The sequence below is a fragment of the Mycobacterium sp. IDUB_36 genome, from assembly GCF_055419225.1.
In genome coordinates this window covers 706876-728141 of record NZ_JBVAXH010000001.1, presented here as the reverse complement: position 1 = coordinate 728141, position 21266 = coordinate 706876, and the positions used below count along the sequence as shown (strand labels likewise).

Genomic DNA, 21266 nt, shown 5'->3' with positions numbered 1-21266 from the left:
GATCAGCCCACCGAATACCGGGGGTGCGCCGGCCGCCATCAGTCGCTGGTAGGTGTTCTGCAGCCCGAGCGCGCGTCCACTCCAGAACGGCCCGGCGTACTCGGTGATCGCCGTCGACTCCAGCCCGTTGTCGAGCACGGCGACCACGGAGGCGGCCACCATCAGCGGCACCGCGATCGACGACCGCAGATTGTCGGCGAACGCCAAACCGAACAGCACGACCACCCCGACGGCCGACATGATCCGCACCGGAACCAGTCGCGACCCCACCCGGTCGGACCACCGACCGACCACGACGCGGCCCACCGCGCCGAGTAGTTGCGACACCGTGACGAGGTAGCCGGCCAAGGCAATTGAGCATTTGTAGTTCGCGATCAGCCAGATCAGCATGAAGGTCACGGTCACCGTCTGCGGGACCATCAGCAGCGCCGAAACCGCGTGAATCCGTCGTAGCACCCTGGACCGGCGGTAGGGGTTGGCCAGCTCTTCCGGGGTGGCCTCGTCCCATTCCTTGCGCGGCGGGTCGGTGATGGCGACCACGCTGAGGACAGCCGCGGCCGCGCACAGGATCGCGGGGAAGATCAGGGCCGACGTCGCCACTTTGCTTTCGACCGCAAACTCGGGAATGACCAACGCGCCCAACGCAATTCCCAGTGGCTGCGCGGCTTGGCGAACCCCCATGGCCAGACCGCGCTGCTCCGGCGGGAACCAGCCGGAGACCAGTCGCCCACCGGCCGAGTTGCAACTCGCGGCGGCCATACCGCCGATGAACAACCACACCGCGAAGGCGAACATCGAGTGCATGTTGGCCGCCGCGTAGGCGGCGCCCGCGGTCAGCGCCGAGCCGATCGTCAGCACGATCCGTTCGCCGACCCGGTCGAGCACGTAGCCCCACAGGATCAACGTGGCGACCATCCCGAAGCTCGGCATCGACGACAGCAACCCGGCTTCGGCCAGTGGCGTGCCCAGATCCTCCTCGAGGGCGGGAATCATGAACGCGACACCGTTGATGAAGACGAATGCGCTCGCGGTCACCAGGAGCGAGACGAGGACGATGGCCCAGCGTCGGCCCGCACTGAGTACGACCGCGTCCGAAGTCATGATCAATGCTTGCACAGCGCGATGAAAGCCGCGGTCGAAGCGGCGACCCCGGCTGCGTCGGCGACGTCGGCCGATCGCTAGGCTCGAGCGAATGCGCCTTGGCCGAATTGCCAGTCCCGATGGTGTCGCGTTCGTCTCCATCGAGGGCGAACCCGATGACATGACCGTTCGCGAGATCGCCGAGCATCCATTCGGCACTCCCACCTTCACCGGCCGCTCGTGGCCGCTGGCCGACGTGCGGCTGCTGGCCCCGATTCTGGCCAGCAAGGTGGTCTGCGTCGGCAAGAACTACGCCGACCACATCGCCGAGATGGGCGGCCAGACCGGGCCGGTGCCGGCCGATCCGGTGATCTTCCTCAAGCCCAACACCGCGATCATCGGACCGAATGTGCCGATTCGGTTGCCGGCCAACGCATCGCCGGTGCACTTCGAAGGCGAGTTGGCGGCCGTCATCAGCCGGCCCTGCAAGGACGTGACGGCCGACCGGGCCGCCGAGAGCATTCTCGGCTACACGATCGCCAACGACGTGTCCGCGCGCGACCAGCAGAAGTCCGACGGCCAGTGGACCAGGGCCAAGGGCCACGACACGTTCTGCCCGGTCGGACCGTGGATCGAGACCGAGGTCGACCCCGCCGATCTCGCGCTGCGTACCGAGGTCAACGGCGAGGTCAGGCAGGACAGTCGAACGTCGCTGATGATCCACGACGTCGGTGCGATCGTGGAATGGATCTCCGGGGTGATGACCTTGCTGCCCGGCGATCTGATCCTGACCGGCACACCCGCGGGCGTCGGCCCCATCGTGGATGGCGACATCGTCAACATCAGCATCTCCGGCATCGGCACCCTGTCGAACCCTGTTGTGCAGAAGCAGGATTCGTAACCGCGTCGACCATCGGCCCAGTGGTGCCGGCATTCGTTGCGACGAGCGGGCCCGGGAGGCGCACCCGCTCGCGGCGGGGGATCGGGCGCTGGTGAGGGGTGCGTCGTTTGTTTGGTAGTCTGCTCGTCGGCCCTCAACGGCTGGCAGTACTGTCCGTAGAACCGCTAAGTGTCTATTGGCAGGGCGCTGACCAGCAGTTTTAGGCAGCCGATGGGGTATGGTGTAATTGGCAACACAGCGGTTTCTGGTACCGCCATTCTAGGTTCGAGTCCTGGTACCCCAGCAAAGTTCGTCCACCGCAAGCAATTAGGTGGGCGTACTTCAGTCGGCTATGCTGACTGCTCGGATCGGTTCCGGCCCCGTCGTCTAGCGGCCTAGGACGCCGCCCTCTCACGGCGGTAGCGTGGGTTCGAATCCCATCGGGGCTACTCATCCTCAAGCAAGCGGCATTCGTGCCGCGCTAGCTTGCTGCCGGCGCGGTCGAACCGCCGACCGGCATGTGCGGAATTCCGAGCTTGCGGTGGTCCCACGACCGGGTGCGCTGACCGACGATGCGCACGGCGACGCGCTTGTTCATCATCATGTCGACCGCGGGCTTCATCTCCTCGGTGTAGGGCCCGGTGTAGCGCTCCCAGACACTGACGCCGACGCGGAATATCGTGTCCGGGTCGTCCACGATTTCGGCAACCCCTTCGAAGGACACTCCGCGCAGGGTGTCGTAGGTGTCGCCGTCCTCGATCATGAAGCTGACCCGCGGATCGCGTGTCAGGTTGACCGCCTTCTGCGACTTGGCTTTCGTCTCGAGCCAGATCTCACCGTCGACCACGCCGTACCACATCGCGGTCAAGTGCGGCTGTCCGTCCGAGCCGATGGTGGCCAGTGTGCCGGTACGGCTACTGGTCACGAAGTCGGAGATTTCCGCCTCGGACATGACGATCTGCGCACGCTGGTTGCTTCCCATGGCGACAGTGTCTCAGGTCGAGAAATTCGGCGACGAACCACCGACCATGCGACACAATTCACAGTCGTCGCGTCAACGCGTCGGCGGCCGCCAGTAGGTCGGCGGCCCAGCGTGCGCCAGGTCGGCGACCCATGCGATCGATCGGACCCGACACCGAGATGGCCGCCACCACCGAACCGTGGGAATCGCGTACCGGCGCCGACACACTCGCCACGCCCGGTTCGCGCTCGGCGGCACTCTGGGCCCATCCGCGTCGTCGTACTTCGGCCAGTGTGCGATCGCTGAACTTGGCGCCGGGCAGCACCGCCGCCCGGGTGGAGTCGTCGCCGAAGGCCAGTAGCACCTTGGCGCCGGAACCGGCAGTCATCGGCAGCCGCGCGCCGACCAGGACGGTATCGCGAAGCCCCGCAGGAGGTTCCACGGCGGCGATGCAGATCCGCGAAGTGCCTTCGCGCCGGTACAACTGCACGCTCTCGCCGGTGATCTCCCGTAACCGCGGGAGCACGGTGGCGCTGGCGGCCAGCAGCGGGTCACTGACCTGCGCTGCCAATTCGCTGACAGCGGGACCCAGTCGCCACCGTCCTTCGCCGTCTCGCGCGAGTAATCGGTGCACTTCCAAGCCAGCGGCCAACCGGTGGGCGGTTGCTCTCGGCAGCCCGGTGCGTTCGCACAATTCGGCCAGACCGCAGGGTGATTCCGCGATGGTCTGCAAAACCCCCACGGCTTTGTCGAGAACGCCGATGCCGCTATCCTGTCTCACAGAGAGATACTAACTTCTCGCATAGTGAGATGGACGAATTGGGATGACCTCGTGACGAAAACTTCAGACCACGACACTGCGCGCCCGCGAACCCTGGCGGAGAAGGTGTGGGAAGACCACGTGGTGGCCTCAGGCGGTGACAACGAACCCGACCTGATCTACATCGACCTGCACCTCGTGCACGAGGTCACCAGCCCGCAGGCGTTCGACGGTCTGCGCCTGGCGGACCGGCCGGTGCGCCGACCCGACCTGACGCTGGCCACCGAAGACCACAACGTGCCGACGATCGACATCGACAAGCCGATCGCCGACCCGGTGTCACGGACGCAGGTGGAGACGCTGCGGCGCAACTGCGACGAATTCGGGATTCGGCTCTACCCGATGGGTGACATCGAACAGGGCATCGTCCATGTCGTCGGTCCCCAACTCGGTCTGACCCAGCCCGGAATGACAGTGGTGTGCGGCGACAGCCACACCTCGACACACGGCGCGTTCGGCGCAATCGCCATGGGGATCGGAACTTCCGAGGTCGAGCATGTGCTGGCGACTCAGACACTTCCGCTGCGGCCGTTCAAGACCATGGCGGTCAACGTCGACGGCCAGTTACCCGCCGGTGTGACGGCCAAGGACATCATCCTGACGGTGATCGCCAAGATCGGCACCGGCGGCGGTCAGGGCCACATCATCGAATACCGCGGCAGCGCCATCGAATCGCTGTCGATGGAAGCCCGCATGACGGTCTGCAACATGAGCATCGAAGCCGGCGCCCGGGCGGGCATGGTGGCACCGGATGCCACGACCTATGAGTTTCTGCGCGGCCGTCCGCACGCGCCGACCGGCGCACAGTGGGATGCGGCGCAGGCCTATTGGGACCAGCTGCGCACCGACGACGGTGCCGAATTCGACACCGAGGTCTACATCGACGCCGCGTCGCTGACGCCGTTCGTCACGTGGGGGACCAACCCCGGGCAGGGTGTCCCGCTGGGCGCCGCGGTCCCTGACCCCGAGCTGATGACCGACGACAACGAGCGCCAAGCTGCTGAGAAAGCGCTGGCGTACATGGACCTTCGGCCCGGACTCCCGATGCGCGAGATCGCCGTCGACACGGTATTCGTCGGCTCGTGCACCAACGGCCGCATCGAGGATCTCCGGGCTGTCGCCGACATCCTGCGGGACCGACAGGTGGCCGACGGGGTGCGGATGCTGATCGTGCCGGGCTCGATGCGGGTTCGTGCGGAGGCCGAAAGTGAAGGCCTGGGCGAGATCTTCACGGCCGCGGGGGCCGAGTGGCGGCAGGCCGGCTGTTCGATGTGTCTGGGCATGAACCCCGACCAGCTCGCGCCGGGGGAACGCTGCGCCGCAACGTCCAACCGCAATTTCGAAGGCCGGCAGGGCAAAGGGAGCCGTACGCATCTGGTGTCACCGGCGGTCGCCGCGGCCACCGCGGTCCGCGGAAAGCTCTCCGCGCCGGACGACTTGAACTGAGAGGGAGACATCCAATGGACGCTTTTCACACCCACACCGGAATCGGCGTGCCGCTGCGACGCTCCAATGTCGACACCGACCAGATCATTCCCGCGGTCTATCTGAAACGAGTCACCCGAACAGGTTTCGACGACGGATTGTTCGCCGCGTGGCGCAACGATCCGTCTTTCATCCTCAATCTCAGCCCATTCGACAAGGGTTCAGTACTGGTCGCCGGACCGGACTTCGGCACGGGATCCTCTCGCGAGCATGCCGTGTGGGCGCTTATGGACTACGGCTTCCGAGTGGTGATCTCGTCGCGCTTCGGTGACATTTTTCGCGGCAATGCGGGGAAGTCGGGTCTGTTAGCGGCCGAAGTTGCTCAAGATGATGTTGAACTTCTTTGGAAGCTCATCGAGAGCAACCCTGGGCTGGAAATCACTGTGAACCTTCAAGATCGGAATGTGTCGGCGGGAACGGTGGTGGTGCCGTTCAACATTGACGATTACACCGCGTGGCGATTGCTCGAAGGTCTCGACGACATAGCCCTTACGCTGCGTAAACGCGATCAGATCGAAGTCTTCGAGGCGTCTCGCCCGGACTGGAAGCCGAAGACTTTGCCGACCGGCTGACTGTCCGAGGGGCCCCGAAATTGCGGCGCCCCAGGGCCGTATTTGACCGCTTCGCCACCTCCCAAGGGCGGCAAGCGGATTCCAAAAAAGTTCGCCAGGAACCATTGAAATTGCGCGTGGCTCTTGGAAATCAGGCACTCGAGGGTTTACCGTGTCCTCTAGTCGGTCCAAACGAGGGCCACTAGCTTCGGAGGACTTGAATGAACAAAGCAGAGCTCATCGATGTACTCACAGACAAATTGGGCTCAGACCGTCGGCACGCAACCGCGGCCGTCGAGAATGTCGTCGACACGATTGTGCGCGCCGTGCACAAGGGCGACAGTGTCACCATTACCGGGTTCGGTGTTTTCGAGCAGCGGCGCCGCGCGGCCCGCGTAGCTCGTAACCCCCGCACCGGCGAGACGGTGAAGGTGAAGCCAACGTCCGTGCCGGCCTTCCGGCCCGGCGCACAATTCAAGGCGGTTGTTTCTGGCTCGCAACGTCTCCCGGCGGAAGGACCAGCAGTGAAGCGTGGAGTTGTCGCAAGTGGTGGGGCCAAGAAGGCGGCCAAGAAGGCGCCGGCAAAGAAGGCGGCCGCCAAGAAGGTTGTGAAGAAGGCTCCGGCCAAGAAGGCAGCAGCGACCAAGCGGACAACGACTGCCGCGAAGAAGGCTCCGGCCAAGAAGGCCGCGACCAAGCGGACCACTACCGCTGCCAAGAAGGCTCCGGCCAAGAAGGCCGCGACCAAGCGGACCACTACCGCTGCCAAGAAGGCTCCGGCCAAAAAAGCTGCGACCAAGCGGACCACTACCGCTGCCAAGAAGGCTCCGGCCAAAAAGGCGACCACCGCCCGTCGCGGTCGTCGCTAAGCGTTAACGCACCAAACCCAGATTCGTCGCGGAAGCGGCTCTCCGGAGCCGCCCGCGGCGAATTTGCGTGTCAGGCCTCTACGTTGGACGCCAGCGCGCTGCCGATGTGATCGGCCGCCACCAATCGGCCGTCCGCCAGCGACAGCACCCAGGTACTGCCCTTGCGGTTGCGGGACTTGTCCGGGCGCACTCCGTCGCGTTCGCACCACCATGCGATCAGGTCTGGAATCACCTTGCCCTGGGTGCAGATAACCGGGATGCGATGCGATTCGGCGATCTGCAATACCCGGCGTCGAGCGCGCTTCGGATTGTCGGCATAAGCCTCTTCGGTCAGGTTCGGCTCGTTGCCGATATCCACACCCAGTTCCTCGGCCAGCGGCTCCACCGTCTGGTGGCATCGCAGGCGATCGGCAGAGAACACATCGGTGGGGCAGAACGTCGCCAGTTGAGCGACGAGCGCCTCGGCCTGCGCGCGGCCCTTCTTGTCCAAGGGGCGGATCTTGTCGTCGCCGGAGAATCGGGACTTGCTGCCCGCGGTCCCGTGTCGCACGATCAGAACGGATTTGGTGTCCGACGGTTGTTTGGCCCACCGTCGCAGGATTTTTCGGTCGTACGGGTAGGACACCTTCTTGATCGCCGCGCTGGGCGGCAACCAGATGAGTTCGTCGACTTCGTTGTTGGCGGCGAAGCTGCCGCCGATGCTGCGGGCTGACCAGTACTGGACTTTCTTCGTGCGCTGTTCGATCGGATAGCTCACCGTCGCGATCCGGCGACCGAGCCGGACGTGATATCCGGTCTCCTCGAGTACTTCGCGTACAGCGGTCACAGGCTCTGTCTCACCCGGATCGACTTTGCCTTTGGGTAGGGACCAGTCGTCGTAGCGCGGCCGGTGGATCACCGCGACCTCAGCGGCGGATTCGTTGTGCCCGGGCCGCCACAGCACGCCGCCGGCGGCGAGCACGGTCTTGCCCGTCGAGCGCCCCGACGAGGATTGAGTCGACACCTGCACCCCTGCAAGTCAATTGGGGCCCTTTGGGGCCCTGCGGCCAGAAGTCTGCGGTTTCCTCGTCGGTTAGGGGCTGCGGTGTTCTTCCATCAATGACACCTGGTGGTCGCGAACAGATTGGCCGGCTTGCGGCAGCGCTTTCCACTGACCTTCCGGCTTCAATTCCCAGCACCGCGTTGCCGGATCCAGCGCGGACTCGAGGATGTCGTTCAGTCGAGCGGTCAATCGGGGGTCCTTGACCTGAACCAATACTTCGACTCGGCGATCGAGGTTGCGATGCATCATGTCGGCGCTACCAATCCAGAACTCATTGATGGCACGGAAATTGAAGATCCGCGAGTGCTCCAAATATTGGCCGAGGATAGAGCGCACGGTGATGTTTTCGGAGAAACCCTCGACGCCCGGGCGCAGCGCGCAGATTCCGCGCACCACTACCTCGACCCGCACACCGGCCTGCGACGCGCGATACAGCGCATCGATGACCTGCTCGTCGACCAACGAGTTCATCTTCAGCCGGATGTCGCCGTTGCCGTTCTCCTGGTGCGCCGCGATCTCCCGGTTGACGCGTTCGATGATGCCCTTGCGGATACCGTGCGGCGCGACCAACAAATTGCGGTACGACACCTTGCGCGAATAACCCGTCAACGTGTTGAACAAATCGGTCAGGTCGGCGCCGATATCAGGGTCGGCCGTCAGCAGGCCGACGTCCTCGTACAGCCGGGCAGTCTTGCTGTTGTAGTTGCCGGTTCCGATATGGCAGTAGCGCCGGATGGTCGAACCCTCGCGCCGGACCACCAGACATGTCTTGCAGTGAGTCTTCAAGCCCACCAGGCCATAGGCCACGTGAACGCCCGCCTGCTCCAGCGCACGGGCCCACTTGATGTTGGCTTGTTCGTCGAATCGTGCCTTGATCTCCACAAGTGCCACGACCTGCTTGCCGGCGGCTGCGGCTTCGATGAGGGCCCGGACGATCGGTGAGTCACCGGAGGTGCGGTAGAGAGTCTGCTTGATTGCGAGCACATTCGGGTCGGCGGCAGCCAGCTCGATGAACCGCTGCGTGCTGGTCGAGAACGAGTCGTAGGGATGGTGCACCAGCACGTCACCCTCTCGCAGCGTCGCGAAGATGCTCTTCGGTGTCTCGCGGTCGGCGAATGCCGGGCTGGTCGCGGGAACGAAGGCGGGATCTTTCAGCGTCGGCCGATCGACGCCGTAGATCTGCCACAGCGACGAAAGATCAAGCAGCCCAGGCACTTGGATCACATCACCGGGGTGCACGTCGAGCTCTCGAAGCAGTAGCTCGAGCATGTGCTCGGTCATGTCGTCGGCAACCTCGAGGCGCACCGGGGATCCGAACCGGCGACGGGCCAGTTCGCGCTCGAGTGCCTGCAGCAGATCTTCGTCGCGGTCCTCGTCGACCTCGAAGTCCGCATTGCGGGTGATCCGGAATGCATGGTGCTCAACAATTTCCATGCCGGGGAACAGCGCGGTCAAGAACGCCGCGATCAACTCCTCCATCGGCAGGAAGCGAACCTCTTTCTTGCCGTGCGACTGGTCGGTGCCCGACCGATTGTCGAGTTCGACGAACCGATCGACGTTGTCGGGCACCTTGACTCGAGCGAAGTGCTGGCCGGCGTCGTCGGGCTGGCGCACGGTGACTGCGAGGTTCAGGCTCAGGCCGCTGACGAACGGGAAGGGGTGGGCAGGATCGACCGCCAGGGGAGTCAGCACCGGGAACACCTGCTCGGTGAAATAGGTCGAGAGCCGGTCACGCTCGGCGTGATCGAGGTCGGCCCACGTGACGATGTGAATGCCCTCGCTCGCCAGCCCGGGCTCCACCGAGTTGAGGAACACCTCTGCGTGCCGCGTTGCGATTTTCTGGGTCTGCTCGCCGATCTGGCGTAGCTGCTCGCGAGGTGTCAGTCCGTCCGCGGAGCGCACCGACAGGCCCATCTCGTCGCGTCGTTTCAAGCCGGCGACGCGGACCATGTAGAACTCGTCGAGGTTGGAGGCGAAGATCGCCAAGAATTTTGCCCGCTCCAGCAGCGGTAGAGACGTGTCTTCGGCCAGCGCAAGAACGCGCGAGTTGAAGTCCAGCCAGCTCAGCTCACGGTTGAGGTAGCGGTCCTCCGGAAGCGGGTTCTCGACAGCGGTGGCGGTGGTGGCAGGCGGGGCTCCCGGGGTGGAATCGTTGGCCGGCCACGCGGGCGATTCGCCGGCGACGGTGGCGTCCGGGGCTTCGATGTCAGTCACCCTTGCGATCATTCCCCATCGGTGGGGGGTGCTGCTACTGACCGGCAACGGGACATTTGCCGTTGAGCCGGTGTTCACCCGTCGTTACCCGGCCTGGGAATCCGATCGTTCGAGTGCTTTCAAGGTGGCCGGCCCCATACCGAGGCCGCGCGCGATGACCAGATCCTCAGGGGTATCTATGTCACACCGCATTCCCGGCCAGGCTCCGGTGAGTTCGGCTGCACCCGAATTCCGGTGTAGAGCTGACGAATTCAGGCCGAACAGCGGATCGAGCGGTACTCCGAACGCGCAGAGCGCCGCCGTGCCCGTGCCGGCCCGGTCGGCGACGAAGCTGCGTCGATGCTGCCGCGCCTGCGCGATGGCTTCATCGAGTTCGCCGGTCTGCAGCGCAGGCAGATCTCCTTGCAGGACAACAATATTCGATGTTGATGCGGCAACGACGCGCTCGGCCGCGGCGATCGCGTTGTTGAGCGGATCCGGGTGCCCGTCCCGCGTCGGATCGGGGAGCACGGCGGCGCCGAGCTCGATCGCCGCCGCAGCCGCGACGTCATCGGGAGTGACCACGGTGATCAGACCGACCGAGTCCACCTGCGCTGCGGCGGTAAGGGTGTCGACCAACATGCCCAGCACGATGGCTTCGCGGGCCGGTGGCGAGAACATCGGCGCGAGCCTGGTCTTGGCGGCGCTCAGACGCTTGACGGCCACGATCAGGCCGACGTCTCCGCCGGCGCCGACTCTGCTGTGGCTCACCGCCCCATCCTGCCAGGGTCCACCTCGGCCCCTCGTCGCTGAGCTGGGTTGCAGTGCCCACCTCCTCCTCAGGCCGTGCCGGCCTGCATCGTCGCTGAGCTGGGTTGCAGTGCCCACCTCCTCCTCAGGCCGTGCCGGCCTGCATCGTCGCTGAGCTACCGTGTACCGCCGGGGAGTTAGAGAACACTGACCAGACGGGACCCAGTCGAACAATGCCCACCACGACAGCAGTAATGGGTTCCGGTGCGTGGGGCACGGCGTTGGCCAAGTTGCTCGCCGACGCCGGTGGTGAAGTCACCCTGTGGGCACGACGATCTGACATCGCCGAGCAGATCAACACGACCCGGACCAACCCGGACTACGCACCCGGCGTGCGGTTACCGGACGGCATCCACGCCACCGCCGACCCGGCCGAAGCCCTGGACGCAGCCACGACGGTGCTGCTGGCCGTTCCCGCGCAGACGATGCGGAGCAACCTCGAGCAGTGGTCCGGCCTGCTGACGCGGGGCGCCACCCTGGTCAGCGCGGCCAAAGGAATCGAGCTGGGCACGCTGATGCGGATGAGTCAGGTCATCGTGGCCGCCACGGCGGCCGACCCGTCCCAGGTCGCGGTGATCTCCGGGCCGAACCTCGCCAACGAGATCGTCGACGAGCAACCGACCGCCACCGTGATCGCCTGCCCCGACTCCGGCCGGGCCGTTGCCCTGCAGCGCATGCTGAACACCCCCTACTTCCGGCCCTACACCAACGCCGACGTGATCGGCACCGAGATCGGCGGCGCCTGCAAGAACGTGATCGCGTTGGCCTGTGGCATGGCGGCCGGTGTCGGCCTGGGCGAGAACACCGCGGCGGCGATCATCACCCGAGGTCTGGCCGAGATCATGCGGTTCGGGATCGCCGTGGGAGCCAAGGGCGCGACGCTGGCCGGGTTGGCCGGTGTCGGCGATCTCGTCGCCACCTGCACCTCGCCGCGGTCCCGTAACCGCAGCTTCGGCGAGAGTCTGGGGCGGGGCGAGGGCATGGAGGCAGCGCTGCGGGCCCGTGACGGTCACGTCGTCGAAGGGGTCACCTCATGCGAGTCGGTGCTGGCGCTGGCTTCCAGCTACGACGTCGAGATGCCGCTCACCGATGCCGTCCACCGGGTGTGCCACAAGGGGTTATCGGTGGACCAGGCGGTGGTCGCGTTGCTGGGCCGCAGCACGAAGCCGGAATGAGCTTGTAACCAGCACCGAAACGCCAGACGGTAGCCTCACACGTTGTGAGCGCCCGTTTGCCGTCCAGCACGCCCGGTTCGGGCCGTGTCCGGGTCGCCGTCGTCTTCGGCGGACGCAGCAACGAGCACGCCATTTCCTGTGTCTCCGCGGGCAGCATTCTGCGCAACCTCGACCCGACGAGGTTCGACGTCGTCGCAGTCGGCATCACTCCGGAGGGCTCGTGGGTGCTCACCGACGGCGATCCCGAAGCGCTGGCCATCGCCAACCGACAGTTGCCGAACGTGACTTCTGACTCGGGCACCGAGCTGGCGCTGACCGCGGACCCGCGCCGGGCCGGGCAGCTGGTCTCGCTGGCGCCCGGTGGCGCCGAGGTGCTGGCGTCCGTCGACGTGGTCTTTCCGGTCTTGCACGGGCCCTACGGTGAAGACGGGACCATTCAGGGCCTGTTCGAGTTGGCCGGGATCCCCTATGTAGGCGCCGGTGTGCTGGCCAGCGCGGCCGGGATGGACAAAGAGTTCACCAAGAAGCTGCTGGTGGCCGAGGGACTGCCGATCGGCGACTACGCAGTGCTGCGCCCGACGGAACCCTCGCTGCCGGCCGATCAGCTTGACCGGCTGGGTCTTCCGGCGTTCGTCAAGCCCGCGCGCGGCGGCTCCTCGATCGGGGTCAGCCGGGTGGCCAGCCACGCGGATTTGGCCCCGGCGATCGACTACGCGCGCAAGCACGACCCGAAAGTGATCGTCGAGTCCGCGATAGTCGGGCGGGAACTGGAATGCGGTGTGCTCGAATTCCCGGACGGCACAGTGCAAGCCAGCACCGTGGGGGAGATTCGCGTGGCTGGGGTCCGCGGGCGTGAGGATTCCTTCTACGACTTCGCGACGAAGTACCTCGATGACGCCGCCGAGCTCGACGTGCCCGCGAAGATCGACGACGACGTCAGCGATACGGTGCGCGACTTGGCAATTCGGGCGTTCAAGGCAATCGACGGCCGGGGACTGGCACGGGTGGACTTCTTCCTCACCGAGGACGGACCGGTGATCAACGAGGTCAACACGATGCCCGGATTCACCACGATCTCGATGTACCCGCGAATGTGGGCGGCCAGCGGCGTGGATTATCAAAGCCTGTTGGCGACCATGGTGGACACCGCGTTGTCGCGGGGGACCGGTCTGGGCTAGTCAGCCCTTCGACGGGTCGGCCGGGTGGGCCGGCATGAGTTTGTCGATCAGCTCAGAGAGCTGCTGGATCGGTGTCGGCCCGGAGCCCTGCGGCAACGTCAGCGCCACATAGACCTCTCGATCCACCGCGTACCAGGTGGTGCGCTGGTCTTGGCTGACTTCGAACCACTGCACCCGGTCGACGACCTGGACCGGGGATCCCACGACGAAATCCGACGGACGCTCGAGACCGCACCGCAGCACGACGGGGTCTCCCGCGCCGGCGGGCTGCCACGCCGCGGCACCGACCGGTGCCGGTTGGACGACCTGGGCCCTGGTGTAGTCGCCGAGGCGCTCAGGCAGCGCGTCGGTCAGCTTTCGGCAGGCGGGGTCTTGCGCGTGCGGCGCGGGCACAGCGGCGATGACAGCAGGGGCGGTCCGGTGGCGGGTCGCCGCGACACCCAGAATCACTCCGATCGTGCCGATCGCAATCACCAGCGCGGTGATCAGCGCGGCCCGTGGCGGGCCGTCGGAGTCGGCCATTCCCTCACCCTCTGCTCGGTCTCGGCGTCGTAGAACCTACCGTGGTTTCCAAGCGGCGATCGGCGAGGAGGTGGGCGTGGACGGCAACGCCTCGGAACGCACACTCGGCGAGGTCGGCGAATTCGAGGTCATCGATCGGCTGACCCGGGGCCGGGCTGCGTCCGCCGCGGTGATTGTCGGACCCGGCGATGACGGTGCGGTGATATCCGCCGGCGACGGACGAGTGGTCGTGTCCACCGACATGCTGATCGAGGGCCGGCACTTTCGGCGGGACTGGTCGACGCCGCACGACATCGGCCGTAAAGCCATGGCGCAGAACGCTGCCGACATCGAGGCGATGGGCGCACGGGTCACCGGATTCGTCGTCGGCTTCGGCGCGCCGCGCGACACCCCGGTCGAGCAGGTCGCCGCGCTGTCCGACGGAATGTGGGCCGAGGCCGAGCGGATCGGCGCGGGGATCGTCGGGGGAGATCTGGTCAGCAGCCCGCTGTGGGTGGTGTCGGTGACAGTTCTCGGCGACCTCGGCGGCCGGGCACCGGTCCTGCGATCTGGCGCCCGAGCCGGTTCGCTACTGGCTGTCGCCGGGCGCCTGGGATGGTCGGCTGCCGGATATGCGCTGTGGGACAACGGTATTGACCGGTTCGACGAATTACGGCGACGCCATGTGGTTCCACAACCGCCGTACCGGCAGGGGGTTGTCGCCGCCGAAGCGGGCGCTGCGGCGATGATCGACATTTCCGACGGGCTGATCGGCGATCTGCGTCATGTTGCCGACGCGTCCGGCGTCACCGTCGATGTGAGCACCGAGGCATTGAGGGTCGACCGTGACGCCTTGGCGGAGGCCGCCGAAGCGGTCGGTGTCGACCCGTGGACCTGGGTGCTCGGCGGCGGCGAGGACCATGCCTTGGTGGCGGCCTTCACCGGTCGGGTACCGGACGGTTGGCGGACGATCGGGCGGGTGCTCGACGGCCCGGCAGACGTGCTCGTCGACGGGGCGTCGTGGGACGGATACGCCGGATGGCAGTCGTATTCCGAGCGCTGACGGCGTGCCATGGTGCGGACCGAGAAGCGGCGGACAGGTGCCCAGTAGGGTGACCCCGGTGGAGGATCGTGTGACCGGTACCCGCTCGGTGCCGTCGGTGAAGGAATCAGCGTGACCGCTCGGCCTCTGCGCGATCTTGTCGACCCGGGCTGGGCCGCCGCGCTGCAGCCGGTCGAGGAACAGGTCGCCACGATGGGGCAGTTTCTCCGGGAAGAAGTTGCATCCGGTCGCGGCTACCTGCCCGCCGGGGAGAACGTGTTGCGCGCGTTCACCTTTCCGTTCGACAAGGTGCGGGTGCTGATCGTGGGCCAGGATCCCTATCCGACGCCTGGGCACGCCGTCGGCCTGAGCTTCTCAGTGGCCGCTGATGTGCGACCGTTGCCGCGAAGCCTGGAGAACATCTTTCGCGAATACGTCAGCGATCTGGAGTTCCCGGCGCCCACCAGCGGCGACCTGACGACGTGGGCTCAGCGCGGGGTGATGATGCTCAACCGAGTGCTCACGGTCCAGCCGGGCAATTCGGCGTCCCATCGCGGCAAAGGCTGGGAAGCCGTCACCGAGCACGCGATTCGCGCGTTGGTCGATCGTCGACAGCCGATGGTGGCCATCCTGTGGGGACGTGACGCGTCGACGCTCAAACCGATGCTGACGGGTAGCGACTGCTTGTCGATCGAATCGCCCCATCCGTCGCCGCTGTCGGCGTCGCGGGGGTTCTTCGGATCGCGTCCGTTCACCCGCGCCAACGAGTTGTTGGCGCAGATGGGCGCCGAACCGATCGATTGGCGGCTGCCGTGAGCGGCCTGCGCAGAGGCGAGTTCTAGCCTCGGACGATCTTGCCGGCCTTGATGCACGACGTGCACACGTTGACACGGTGCTTGTTGCCGCCAGGACGGTCGGCGACGCGCACGCTCTGGATGTTGGGATCCCACCGGCGGCTGGTCCGGCGATGGGAGTGCGACACCGACTTACCGAAGCCGGGGGCCTTCCCGCAGATATCGCAGACGGCAGCCATACGTGAAACTCCTCAGACTCTGGGGCCAACAACCAAGCGACGGGTGGCCCGACGACCTGGCAAGAATAGCTCCCGCCGGGCAGAACTGCCAAAACCATCAACAAACGGCGGGTGTCACGTTACCTGTGCTGTCGCCGCGAGTGGCTAGGCTGGCGCGCACCGATGGCGGCGCGAGGAGGTGGGATTCCGGTGGGGTCGGGGCTGGCTGAGCCATCTCGCGCGCTGAATGCGTCCGCGTTGCGGGACTGGGCGCACACCGCGGTTGGTGACCTCATCACCCACATCGACGAGATCAACCGCCTCAACGTGTTCCCGGTCGCTGACGCTGACACCGGCGTGAACATGCTGTTCACCATGCGTTCGGCGCTCGCCGAGGCGAACACCGAGGCGAACTCCGCCGACGTGGTCAAGACCGCAGCCGCCCTGTCCTCGGGCGCGTTGAACGGCGCCCGGGGCAACTCCGGGGTCATTCTGTCCCAGATCCTGCGCGGCATCGCCGACGTCACTGCCCGCGCCGCCGCCGACTCCGGCGGTGAACTGGCCGAGATCGACGCCACGCTGTTCGGCGCGGCACTGCACCGCGGGGTCGACCTCGTCGTCGCCTCGATGGGCGGCCGTGCAGTCAAGGGCACGATCGTGTCGGTGCTGCAGGCCGCCGGTGATGCCGTCGACAAGGCTGCCGAGGTCGGCAGTGGCCTGCCGCAGGCAGTCACCGCCGCCGGTGAGGCAGCGGTGGTCGCCCTGGAGAAGACACCCGAGCAGCTCGATGTGCTCGGCGACGCGGGCGTGGTCGACGCCGGTGGCCGTGGCCTGCTGGTTCTGCTCGACGCACTCCGCTCGACGCTCACCGGCCAGGCGCCCAGTCGCAAGGTCTACGAGCCGGCCCCCCGACGGCAGACGTCCGAGCTGCCGGCGCAGCCCCCCGCGCCGCAGTTCGAGGTCATGTACCTGCTGGGCGATTGCGACGACGAAGGAGCCGACCTGCTGCGCGAGCGTCTTGACGAGCTCGGCGAATCGGTCGCCATCGCGACGTCCGGTGTGGTCGGCGGCTATTCCGTCCACGTGCACACCGATGACGCGGGCGCGGCGATCGAAGCCGGTCTGGTGTTCGGAAACCCCCGCCGGATCCAGATCTCGATGCTGACCAGCGGTACCAGCGGGCTGCCACCCGGCAGCTGGACGCGGGAGCGGGCGGTGCTGGCCGTGGTCGACGGTGACGGCGCGGCCGAGTTGTTCGCCGACGAAGGCGCCTGCGTGCTGCGGCCCGACCCGCTCGCCGAGGACCCGGCGACGGTCATCACCGCCCAGCAGCTGTTACGCGCGGTCGTCGACACCGGTGCGGCTCAGGTCATGGTGTTGCCCAACGGCTACGTGCCGGCCGAGGAACTGGTGGCCGGCTGCACGGCGGCCATCGGTTGGGGCATCGACGTGGTGCCGTTGCCCACCGGCTCGATGGTGCAGGGTCTGGCCGCGCTGGCGGTCCACGAACCGGGCCGCCAAGCCGTCGACGACGGCTACACGATGGCCCGGGCCGCCGGCAGCGCCCGGCACGGGGCGGTGCGGGTCGCGACGGAGACGGCGTTGACCTGGGCGGGCGCCTGCGAGCCGGGCAACGGGCTCGGCATCGCCGGTGACGAGGTCCTGATCGTGGCTCCCGATGTCGCGGGTGCCGCGACTGGCCTGATCGACCTGTTTCTCGGCGCCGGGGGTGAGTTGATCACCGTGCTGGCCGGCGATGGCGTGGACGTCGACTCCGTAGAAGCCGCCTTGCGTCGGCACGTCCACGACCACCACCTCGGAATCGAGCTCGCGATCTATCGCACCGAGCACCGCGGCGACGCGCTGCTGATCGGGGTCGAGTGACCATGGCGTCGCTCACCGACCGCCTGGATTACGTCGTCGGCGCGAAGGCCGCGGGCCCACTCGACGACGTGTTCGGCATCCGCACTGTCGACGACCTGCTCCGCCACTACCCGCGCAGCTACGTCGTCGGTGCGTCGGTCCGCGGCGCCGACGACGAACAGCCGCCCGAGGGCGAGCACGTCACCCTCGTCGACGAAATAACCGACACCGCGTTGCTCCCGATCCGAAACCGCCCCAAAGACAAGCTGTTTCGCGTGACTCTGGGCTCGGGTCGCGGGAAGGTCACCGCCACGTTCTTCCATCCGAAGAAATGGATCACCGACCAGTTGTCCAAAGGCACCCGCGTCATGCTGTCCGGGGAGGTCGGCTACTTCCGCAACACGATGCAGCTCACCCACCCGGACTTCTTGGTTCTCGACGCCGCCGACGGACGAAACCACGGCAGCCGGTCGCTGAAGATGATCGCCGATGCGTCGCAGGCGGTCAGCGGGGAAGTGTTGCAAGAGGCGTTCGAGCGCACCTTCTACCCGATCTACCCGGCCAGTGCGAAGCTGCAGAGCTGGGATATTTTCAACTGTGTCCGGCAAGTGCTCGAGGTACTCGACCCGGTGGCCGATCCGCTGCCCGAAAAGCTTTGTGCCGAGCACAATCTGGTGTCCGAGGACGAGGCATTGCGCGCCATCCACCTCGCCGAGAACGATGCCGATCGACGGCGAGCTCGTGAGCGGTTGGCCTTCGACGAAGCCGTCGGTCTGCAGTGGGCGTTGGTGAGTCGGCGCCACGGCGAATTGGCGCAGTCCGGGCCGGTGGCCCCTTCGGACCCGAAAGGGCTCAAGCACGAACTGCTGCATCGCCTGCCGTTCGATCTGACCGCCGGCCAACGCGAGGTGCTCGAGGTGCTCTCCGGAGAGCTCGCGGAAAGCCGGCCGATGAACCGACTCCTCCAGGGTGAGGTGGGTTCGGGCAAAACAATCGTGTCGGTGTTGGCGATGCTTCAGATGGTCGACGCCGACTACCAGTGTGCGCTGCTCGCGCCTACCGAAGTCCTTGCGGCGCAGCATCTCCGATCCATCAGCGATGTCCTGGGTCCGCTGGCGATGGGCGGCCAGCTCGGCGGGCAGGACAACGCGACCAGGCTGGCCCTGCTGACCGGCTCGATGTCGCAGGCCCACAAGAAACAGGTCCGCGCTGACATCGCCGGCGGTGAGGTCGGCATCGTCGTCGGCACGCACGCGTTGCTGCAAGACACCGTCGAGTTCCACAAGCTCGGCATGGTGGTCGTCGACGAGCAGCACCGGTTCGGTGTCGAACAGCGAGACCAGTTGCGGGCCAAGGCGCCCGCGGGCATCACGCCGCATCTGTTGGTGATGACCGCGACCCCGATACCGCGGACCGTGGCCCTGACCGTGTTCGGCGACCTGGAAACGTCGACGTTGCGCGAGTTGCCCCGGGGTAGGCAACCGATCACCACCACCGCGATCTTCGTCAAGGAGAAACCGGCCTGGCTGGACCGTGCTTGGCATCGCATCATCGAGGAGGTGCGCGAGGGCCGACAGGCCTATGTGGTGGCGCCCCGGATCGACGACTCCGACAGCGGTGGTCAGAGTGAGAACGACCAAAGGCCCTCGGCCACAGTCGAAGAGCTCTACGCGCGTTTGGGTGCAGAAGAGTTGGCCGGGCTCCGCCTGGGACTCATGCACGGGCGGTTGAGCGGTGACGAGAAGGACGCCGTGATGACGGCGTTCCGTGCCCGCGAGATCGACGTGCTGGTGTGCACCACCGTCATCGAAGTCGGCGTCGACGTTCCCACCGCGACGGTGATGCTGGTGATGGACGCCGACCGCTTCGGGATCAGCCAGTTGCACCAACTGCGCGGCCGTATCGGGCGGGGCCAGCACGCCAGCATCTGCCTGCTGGCCAGCTGGATGGCACCGCACTCACGGGCCGGCCGCCGGCTGACCGCGGTCGCCGGGACGCTGGACGGGTTCGAGCTCGCCGATCTCGATCTGCAGGAACGGCGCGAAGGAGATGTGCTGGGCCGCAGCCAATCCGGTCGCGCGATCACGCTGCGACTGCTGTCGCTGATCGACCACCGGGAGATCATCGAGGCGGCCCGCGATTTCTGCGAGCAGGTCTACGACGACTCAGCGGCTCATACCGGGCTGGCGCTGCTCGCGGCACCGTTCACCGGCAACGAGCGCATCGAATTCCTGGACAAGTCGTGACCCGCACACGCTGGCTGTGGCTGTGGGCGACCGCGATCCTCACCGTGCTGGTGGCCTACCAGGCGGTGATCACCTCCGCCGGGGACCGCGACCAGGAGTTCGCCGCCCGCGCCGACGTCCCGACCGTTCAGCCGGGCGTCGACGTACTGGCCGGAATCACCGTGGTGCCGTGGCGGGTTCGCCACTACGACTACCGTCGGGCGGTCTTCGGTGACGCCTGGACCGACGACAACGACGCCCCCGGCGGCCACAACGGGTGCGACACCCGCAACGACGTCCTCAACCGCGATCTGGTCGACAAAACCCTGGTCGCGACCAAACGCTGTCCCGACGCCGTCGCGACCGGCACCTTGCACGACCCGTATACGAACGCCACCATCAACTTTCACCGTGGTCCCAAAGTCGGTGAGGCGGTGCAGATCGACCACATCGTGCCGTTGGCGCTGGCCTGGGACATGGGCGCCTATGACTGGCCCGTCGCGCAACGAATACGGTTCGCCAACGATCCGGCGAATCTTCTTGCCGTACAAGGGCAGGCCAACCAGGACAAGAGCGACTCTCAGCCCGCGCTGTGGATGCCGCCCAACGCCGCGTTCCACTGCCAGTACGCCATGCAGTTCATCGCGGTGTCCCGGGGTTACGGGTTGCCGATCGACCTGGTCTCGAGCAACGTCCTGCGCCAGGCCGCGAGCACCTGCCCGGCCGGATGACTAGTCGCCGGTGTAGGTGAGCGGATCCGGGCGGACCCGGGTGCCGTCGTCGAGTCCGTTGAGCGCTTCCATGTGCTCGGCGGTCAGCTCGAAGTCGAAGACGTCGAAGTTGCTGGCGATCCGCTCGGGGTTGCCGGAGCGCGGGATCACCACGTTGCCGAGCTGGATGCTCCACCGGATCAGCACTTGCGCGGGGCTGCGGTCGTATTCGGCGGCGATCGACGTGACGGTCGCGTCGTCGAGCACCTTGCCCACACCCAACGGGCTGTAAGCCTCGGTGACGACGTTGTGCTGCTTGTTGATTGCGCGCTGCTCGGCCTGGTTGAGCAGCGGGTGCAGTTCGATCTGGTTGACGGCGGGGGTGACGTAGGTCAGGTCGATGACCGTCTCGAGGTATTCCTCGTTGAAGTTGCACACGCCGATCGATCGGGTGTGGCCGTTGCCGCGGGCCTGGATCAGACCGCCGAACGTGTCCACGTACTTGCCGAGCTGCGCCATCGGCCAGTGGACGAGGAAGAGATCGACATAGTCCAAGCCGAGCTTGTCCAGGCTGACCTTGACGGCGTCCTGGCTGGTCTGGAAACCCTGGTCGGCATTGGCGACCTTGGTGGTGATGAACAGCTCGGCGCGGGGGATGCCGGACGCCGCGATGGCGCGCCCGACGGCCTCCTCGTTGCCGTACACCGCGGCGGTGTCGATCAACCGATAGCCGATTTCGAGCGCGGTCGACACCGCCCGCTCGGTCTCGTCGTCGGACAATTCGGCGACACCGAGGCCGAGCACCGGGATCGTGTTCTCGTCATTGAGCGCAATGGTGGGGACTGAAAGGTCAGGGCCGCCCGACATCG

18 protein-coding genes, 2 tRNA genes and 2 pseudogenes are annotated in these 21266 nt (G+C 66.4%); 13 read left to right on the top strand and 9 right to left on the bottom strand.

Annotated elements, in window-relative coordinates:
- Window positions 1-33: 33 nt before the first annotated feature.
- Window positions 34-1101: pseudogene (locus tag ACZYW1_RS03485) on the bottom strand (MFS transporter); the annotation flags it as partial.
- 91 nt (window positions 1102-1192) lie between these two features.
- Between ACZYW1_RS03485 and ACZYW1_RS03480 the strand changes: the two are divergent.
- The 3 genes from ACZYW1_RS03480 (at window position 1193) to ACZYW1_RS03470 (ending at window position 2409) form a co-directional block, all read left to right on the top strand.
- The gene (locus ACZYW1_RS03480; protein WP_463783300.1) at window positions 1193-1981 is read left to right on the top strand and encodes a fumarylacetoacetate hydrolase family protein; all 789 of its coding nucleotides are present in this window, start codon (window positions 1193-1195) and stop codon (window positions 1979-1981) included.
- Between the two features lie 211 nt (window positions 1982-2192).
- Window positions 2193-2264 (top strand) — tRNA-Gln (locus ACZYW1_RS03475).
- A gap of 72 nt (window positions 2265-2336) precedes the next feature.
- Window positions 2337-2409, top strand: a tRNA-Glu gene (locus ACZYW1_RS03470).
- 32 nt (window positions 2410-2441) lie between these two features.
- On the opposite strand, the gene ACZYW1_RS03465 is transcribed toward ACZYW1_RS03470, so the two are convergent.
- Together ACZYW1_RS03465 and ACZYW1_RS03460 are read right to left on the bottom strand one after the other, a co-directional pair.
- Entirely contained in the window at window positions 2442-2942 is a 501-nt protein-coding gene (locus ACZYW1_RS03465) for a PPOX class F420-dependent oxidoreductase (protein ID WP_463783298.1), read from the bottom strand.
- A gap of 58 nt (window positions 2943-3000) precedes the next feature.
- Window positions 3001-3702, bottom strand: a complete 702-nt coding sequence (locus ACZYW1_RS03460) for an IclR family transcriptional regulator (RefSeq protein WP_463783297.1) — start codon at window positions 3700-3702, stop codon at window positions 3001-3003.
- Window positions 3703-3753: 51 nt separating this feature from the next.
- Between ACZYW1_RS03460 and leuC the strand changes: the two genes are divergently transcribed.
- From leuC to ACZYW1_RS03445, 3 genes are all read left to right on the top strand, one after another.
- The gene (gene leuC / locus ACZYW1_RS03455) at window positions 3754-5187 is read left to right on the top strand and encodes a 3-isopropylmalate dehydratase large subunit (protein ID WP_463783295.1); all 1434 of its coding nucleotides are present in this window, start codon (window positions 3754-3756) and stop codon (window positions 5185-5187) included.
- 14 nt (window positions 5188-5201) lie between these two features.
- The gene (gene leuD / locus ACZYW1_RS03450) at window positions 5202-5798 is read left to right on the top strand and encodes a 3-isopropylmalate dehydratase small subunit (RefSeq protein ID WP_463783293.1); all 597 of its coding nucleotides are present in this window, start codon (window positions 5202-5204) and stop codon (window positions 5796-5798) included.
- A gap of 200 nt (window positions 5799-5998) precedes the next feature.
- Window positions 5999-6646 carry an HU family DNA-binding protein gene (locus ACZYW1_RS03445; protein WP_463783292.1) on the top strand — a complete coding sequence of 216 codons (648 nt, stop codon included), beginning with the start codon at window positions 5999-6001 and terminating at the stop codon, window positions 6644-6646.
- Window positions 6647-6716: 70 nt separating this feature from the next.
- On the opposite strand, the gene mutT1 is transcribed toward ACZYW1_RS03445, so the two are convergent.
- From mutT1 to cofC, 3 genes and pseudogenes are all read right to left on the bottom strand, one after another.
- A complete protein-coding gene (gene mutT1 / locus ACZYW1_RS03440) occupies window positions 6717-7649 on the bottom strand; it encodes an 8-oxo-(d)GTP phosphatase MutT1 (protein ID WP_463783287.1) in 933 nt (310 codons plus the stop codon).
- A gap of 69 nt (window positions 7650-7718) precedes the next feature.
- Window positions 7719-9921, bottom strand: a pseudogene (locus tag ACZYW1_RS03435) (RNA degradosome polyphosphate kinase).
- Between the two features lie 65 nt (window positions 9922-9986).
- Complete coding sequence (gene cofC / locus ACZYW1_RS03430) at window positions 9987-10652, bottom strand: 2-phospho-L-lactate guanylyltransferase (protein WP_463783285.1); 666 nt, start codon at window positions 10650-10652, stop codon at window positions 9987-9989.
- A gap of 212 nt (window positions 10653-10864) precedes the next feature.
- Between cofC and ACZYW1_RS03425 the strand changes: the two genes are divergently transcribed.
- Both ACZYW1_RS03425 and ACZYW1_RS03420 read left to right on the top strand, forming a co-directional pair.
- Window positions 10865-11866, top strand: coding sequence for an NAD(P)H-dependent glycerol-3-phosphate dehydrogenase (locus tag ACZYW1_RS03425; protein WP_463783284.1), 1002 nt, complete (start codon window positions 10865-10867; stop codon window positions 11864-11866).
- Between the two features lie 56 nt (window positions 11867-11922).
- Window positions 11923-13044, top strand: a complete 1122-nt coding sequence (locus ACZYW1_RS03420) for a D-alanine--D-alanine ligase family protein (RefSeq protein ID WP_463787658.1) — start codon at window positions 11923-11925, stop codon at window positions 13042-13044.
- Here the strand turns inward: ACZYW1_RS03420 and ACZYW1_RS03415 are convergent, their stop codons facing one another.
- On the bottom strand, window positions 13045-13566 hold the full coding sequence (locus tag ACZYW1_RS03415; protein ID WP_463783282.1) for a DUF3515 domain-containing protein: 522 nt from the start codon (window positions 13564-13566) through the stop codon (window positions 13045-13047).
- A 76-nt stretch (window positions 13567-13642) separates the two neighbouring features.
- Between ACZYW1_RS03415 and ACZYW1_RS03410 the strand changes: the two genes are divergently transcribed.
- Window positions 13643-14608, top strand: coding sequence for a thiamine-phosphate kinase (locus tag ACZYW1_RS03410; RefSeq protein WP_463783280.1), 966 nt, complete (start codon window positions 13643-13645; stop codon window positions 14606-14608).
- 111 nt (window positions 14609-14719) lie between these two features.
- On the top strand, window positions 14720-15403 hold the full coding sequence (locus ACZYW1_RS03405) for a uracil-DNA glycosylase (protein ID WP_463783279.1): 684 nt from the start codon (window positions 14720-14722) through the stop codon (window positions 15401-15403).
- A gap of 22 nt (window positions 15404-15425) precedes the next feature.
- On the opposite strand, the gene rpmB is transcribed toward ACZYW1_RS03405, so the two are convergent.
- Window positions 15426-15620, bottom strand: a complete 195-nt coding sequence (rpmB, locus tag ACZYW1_RS03400) for a 50S ribosomal protein L28 (RefSeq protein ID WP_293003454.1) — start codon at window positions 15618-15620, stop codon at window positions 15426-15428.
- A gap of 162 nt (window positions 15621-15782) precedes the next feature.
- Between rpmB and ACZYW1_RS03395 the strand changes: the two genes are divergently transcribed.
- From ACZYW1_RS03395 to ACZYW1_RS03385, 3 genes are read left to right on the top strand one after another with little or no spacing between them, the layout of a single operon-like run.
- Window positions 15783-17483 (top strand): DAK2 domain-containing protein, encoded by a 1701-nt coding sequence (locus tag ACZYW1_RS03395; RefSeq protein WP_463783277.1) that lies wholly within the window; start codon window positions 15783-15785, stop codon window positions 17481-17483.
- Window positions 17484-17485: 2 nt separating this feature from the next.
- Window positions 17486-19708 (top strand): ATP-dependent DNA helicase RecG, encoded by a 2223-nt coding sequence (gene recG / locus ACZYW1_RS03390; RefSeq protein WP_463783276.1) that lies wholly within the window; start codon window positions 17486-17488, stop codon window positions 19706-19708.
- Window positions 19705-20418: an HNH endonuclease family protein gene (locus ACZYW1_RS03385; RefSeq protein ID WP_463783274.1), complete on the top strand. Its 714-nt coding sequence runs from the start codon at window positions 19705-19707 to the stop codon at window positions 20416-20418. Before recG ends, ACZYW1_RS03385 begins: the two co-directional genes overlap by 4 nt.
- Here ACZYW1_RS03385 and ACZYW1_RS03380 read toward each other — a convergent pair whose 3' ends face one another.
- A complete protein-coding gene (locus ACZYW1_RS03380; RefSeq protein ID WP_463783272.1) occupies window positions 20419-21264 on the bottom strand; it encodes an aldo/keto reductase in 846 nt (281 codons plus the stop codon).
- Between the last annotated feature and the right edge of the window lie 2 nt (window positions 21265-21266).

Bases quoted from the DNA above. Each gene is read 5' to 3' on its own strand.
- ACZYW1_RS03445 (WP_463783292.1), top strand. From the start codon at position 5,999: ATGAACAAAGCAGAGCTCATCGATGTACTCACAGACAAATTGGGCTCA.
- ACZYW1_RS03425 (WP_463783284.1), top strand. From the start codon at position 10,865: ATGCCCACCACGACAGCAGTAATGGGTTCCGGTGCGTGGGGCACGGCG.
- ACZYW1_RS03395 (WP_463783277.1), top strand. From the start codon at position 15,783: ATGGCGGCGCGAGGAGGTGGGATTCCGGTGGGGTCGGGGCTGGCTGAG.
- rpmB (WP_293003454.1), bottom strand. From the start codon at position 15,620: ATGGCTGCCGTCTGCGATATCTGCGGGAAGGCCCCCGGCTTCGGTAAG.
- leuD (WP_463783293.1), top strand. From the start codon at position 5,202: ATGGACGCTTTTCACACCCACACCGGAATCGGCGTGCCGCTGCGACGC.
- ACZYW1_RS03380 (WP_463783272.1), bottom strand. From the start codon at position 21,264: ATGTCGGGCGGCCCTGACCTTTCAGTCCCCACCATTGCGCTCAATGAC.
- ACZYW1_RS03480 (WP_463783300.1), top strand. From the start codon at position 1,193: ATGCGCCTTGGCCGAATTGCCAGTCCCGATGGTGTCGCGTTCGTCTCC.
- ACZYW1_RS03415 (WP_463783282.1), bottom strand. From the start codon at position 13,566: ATGGCCGACTCCGACGGCCCGCCACGGGCCGCGCTGATCACCGCGCTG.
- ACZYW1_RS03465 (WP_463783298.1), bottom strand. From the start codon at position 2,942: ATGGGAAGCAACCAGCGTGCGCAGATCGTCATGTCCGAGGCGGAAATC.
- recG (WP_463783276.1), top strand. From the start codon at position 17,486: ATGGCGTCGCTCACCGACCGCCTGGATTACGTCGTCGGCGCGAAGGCC.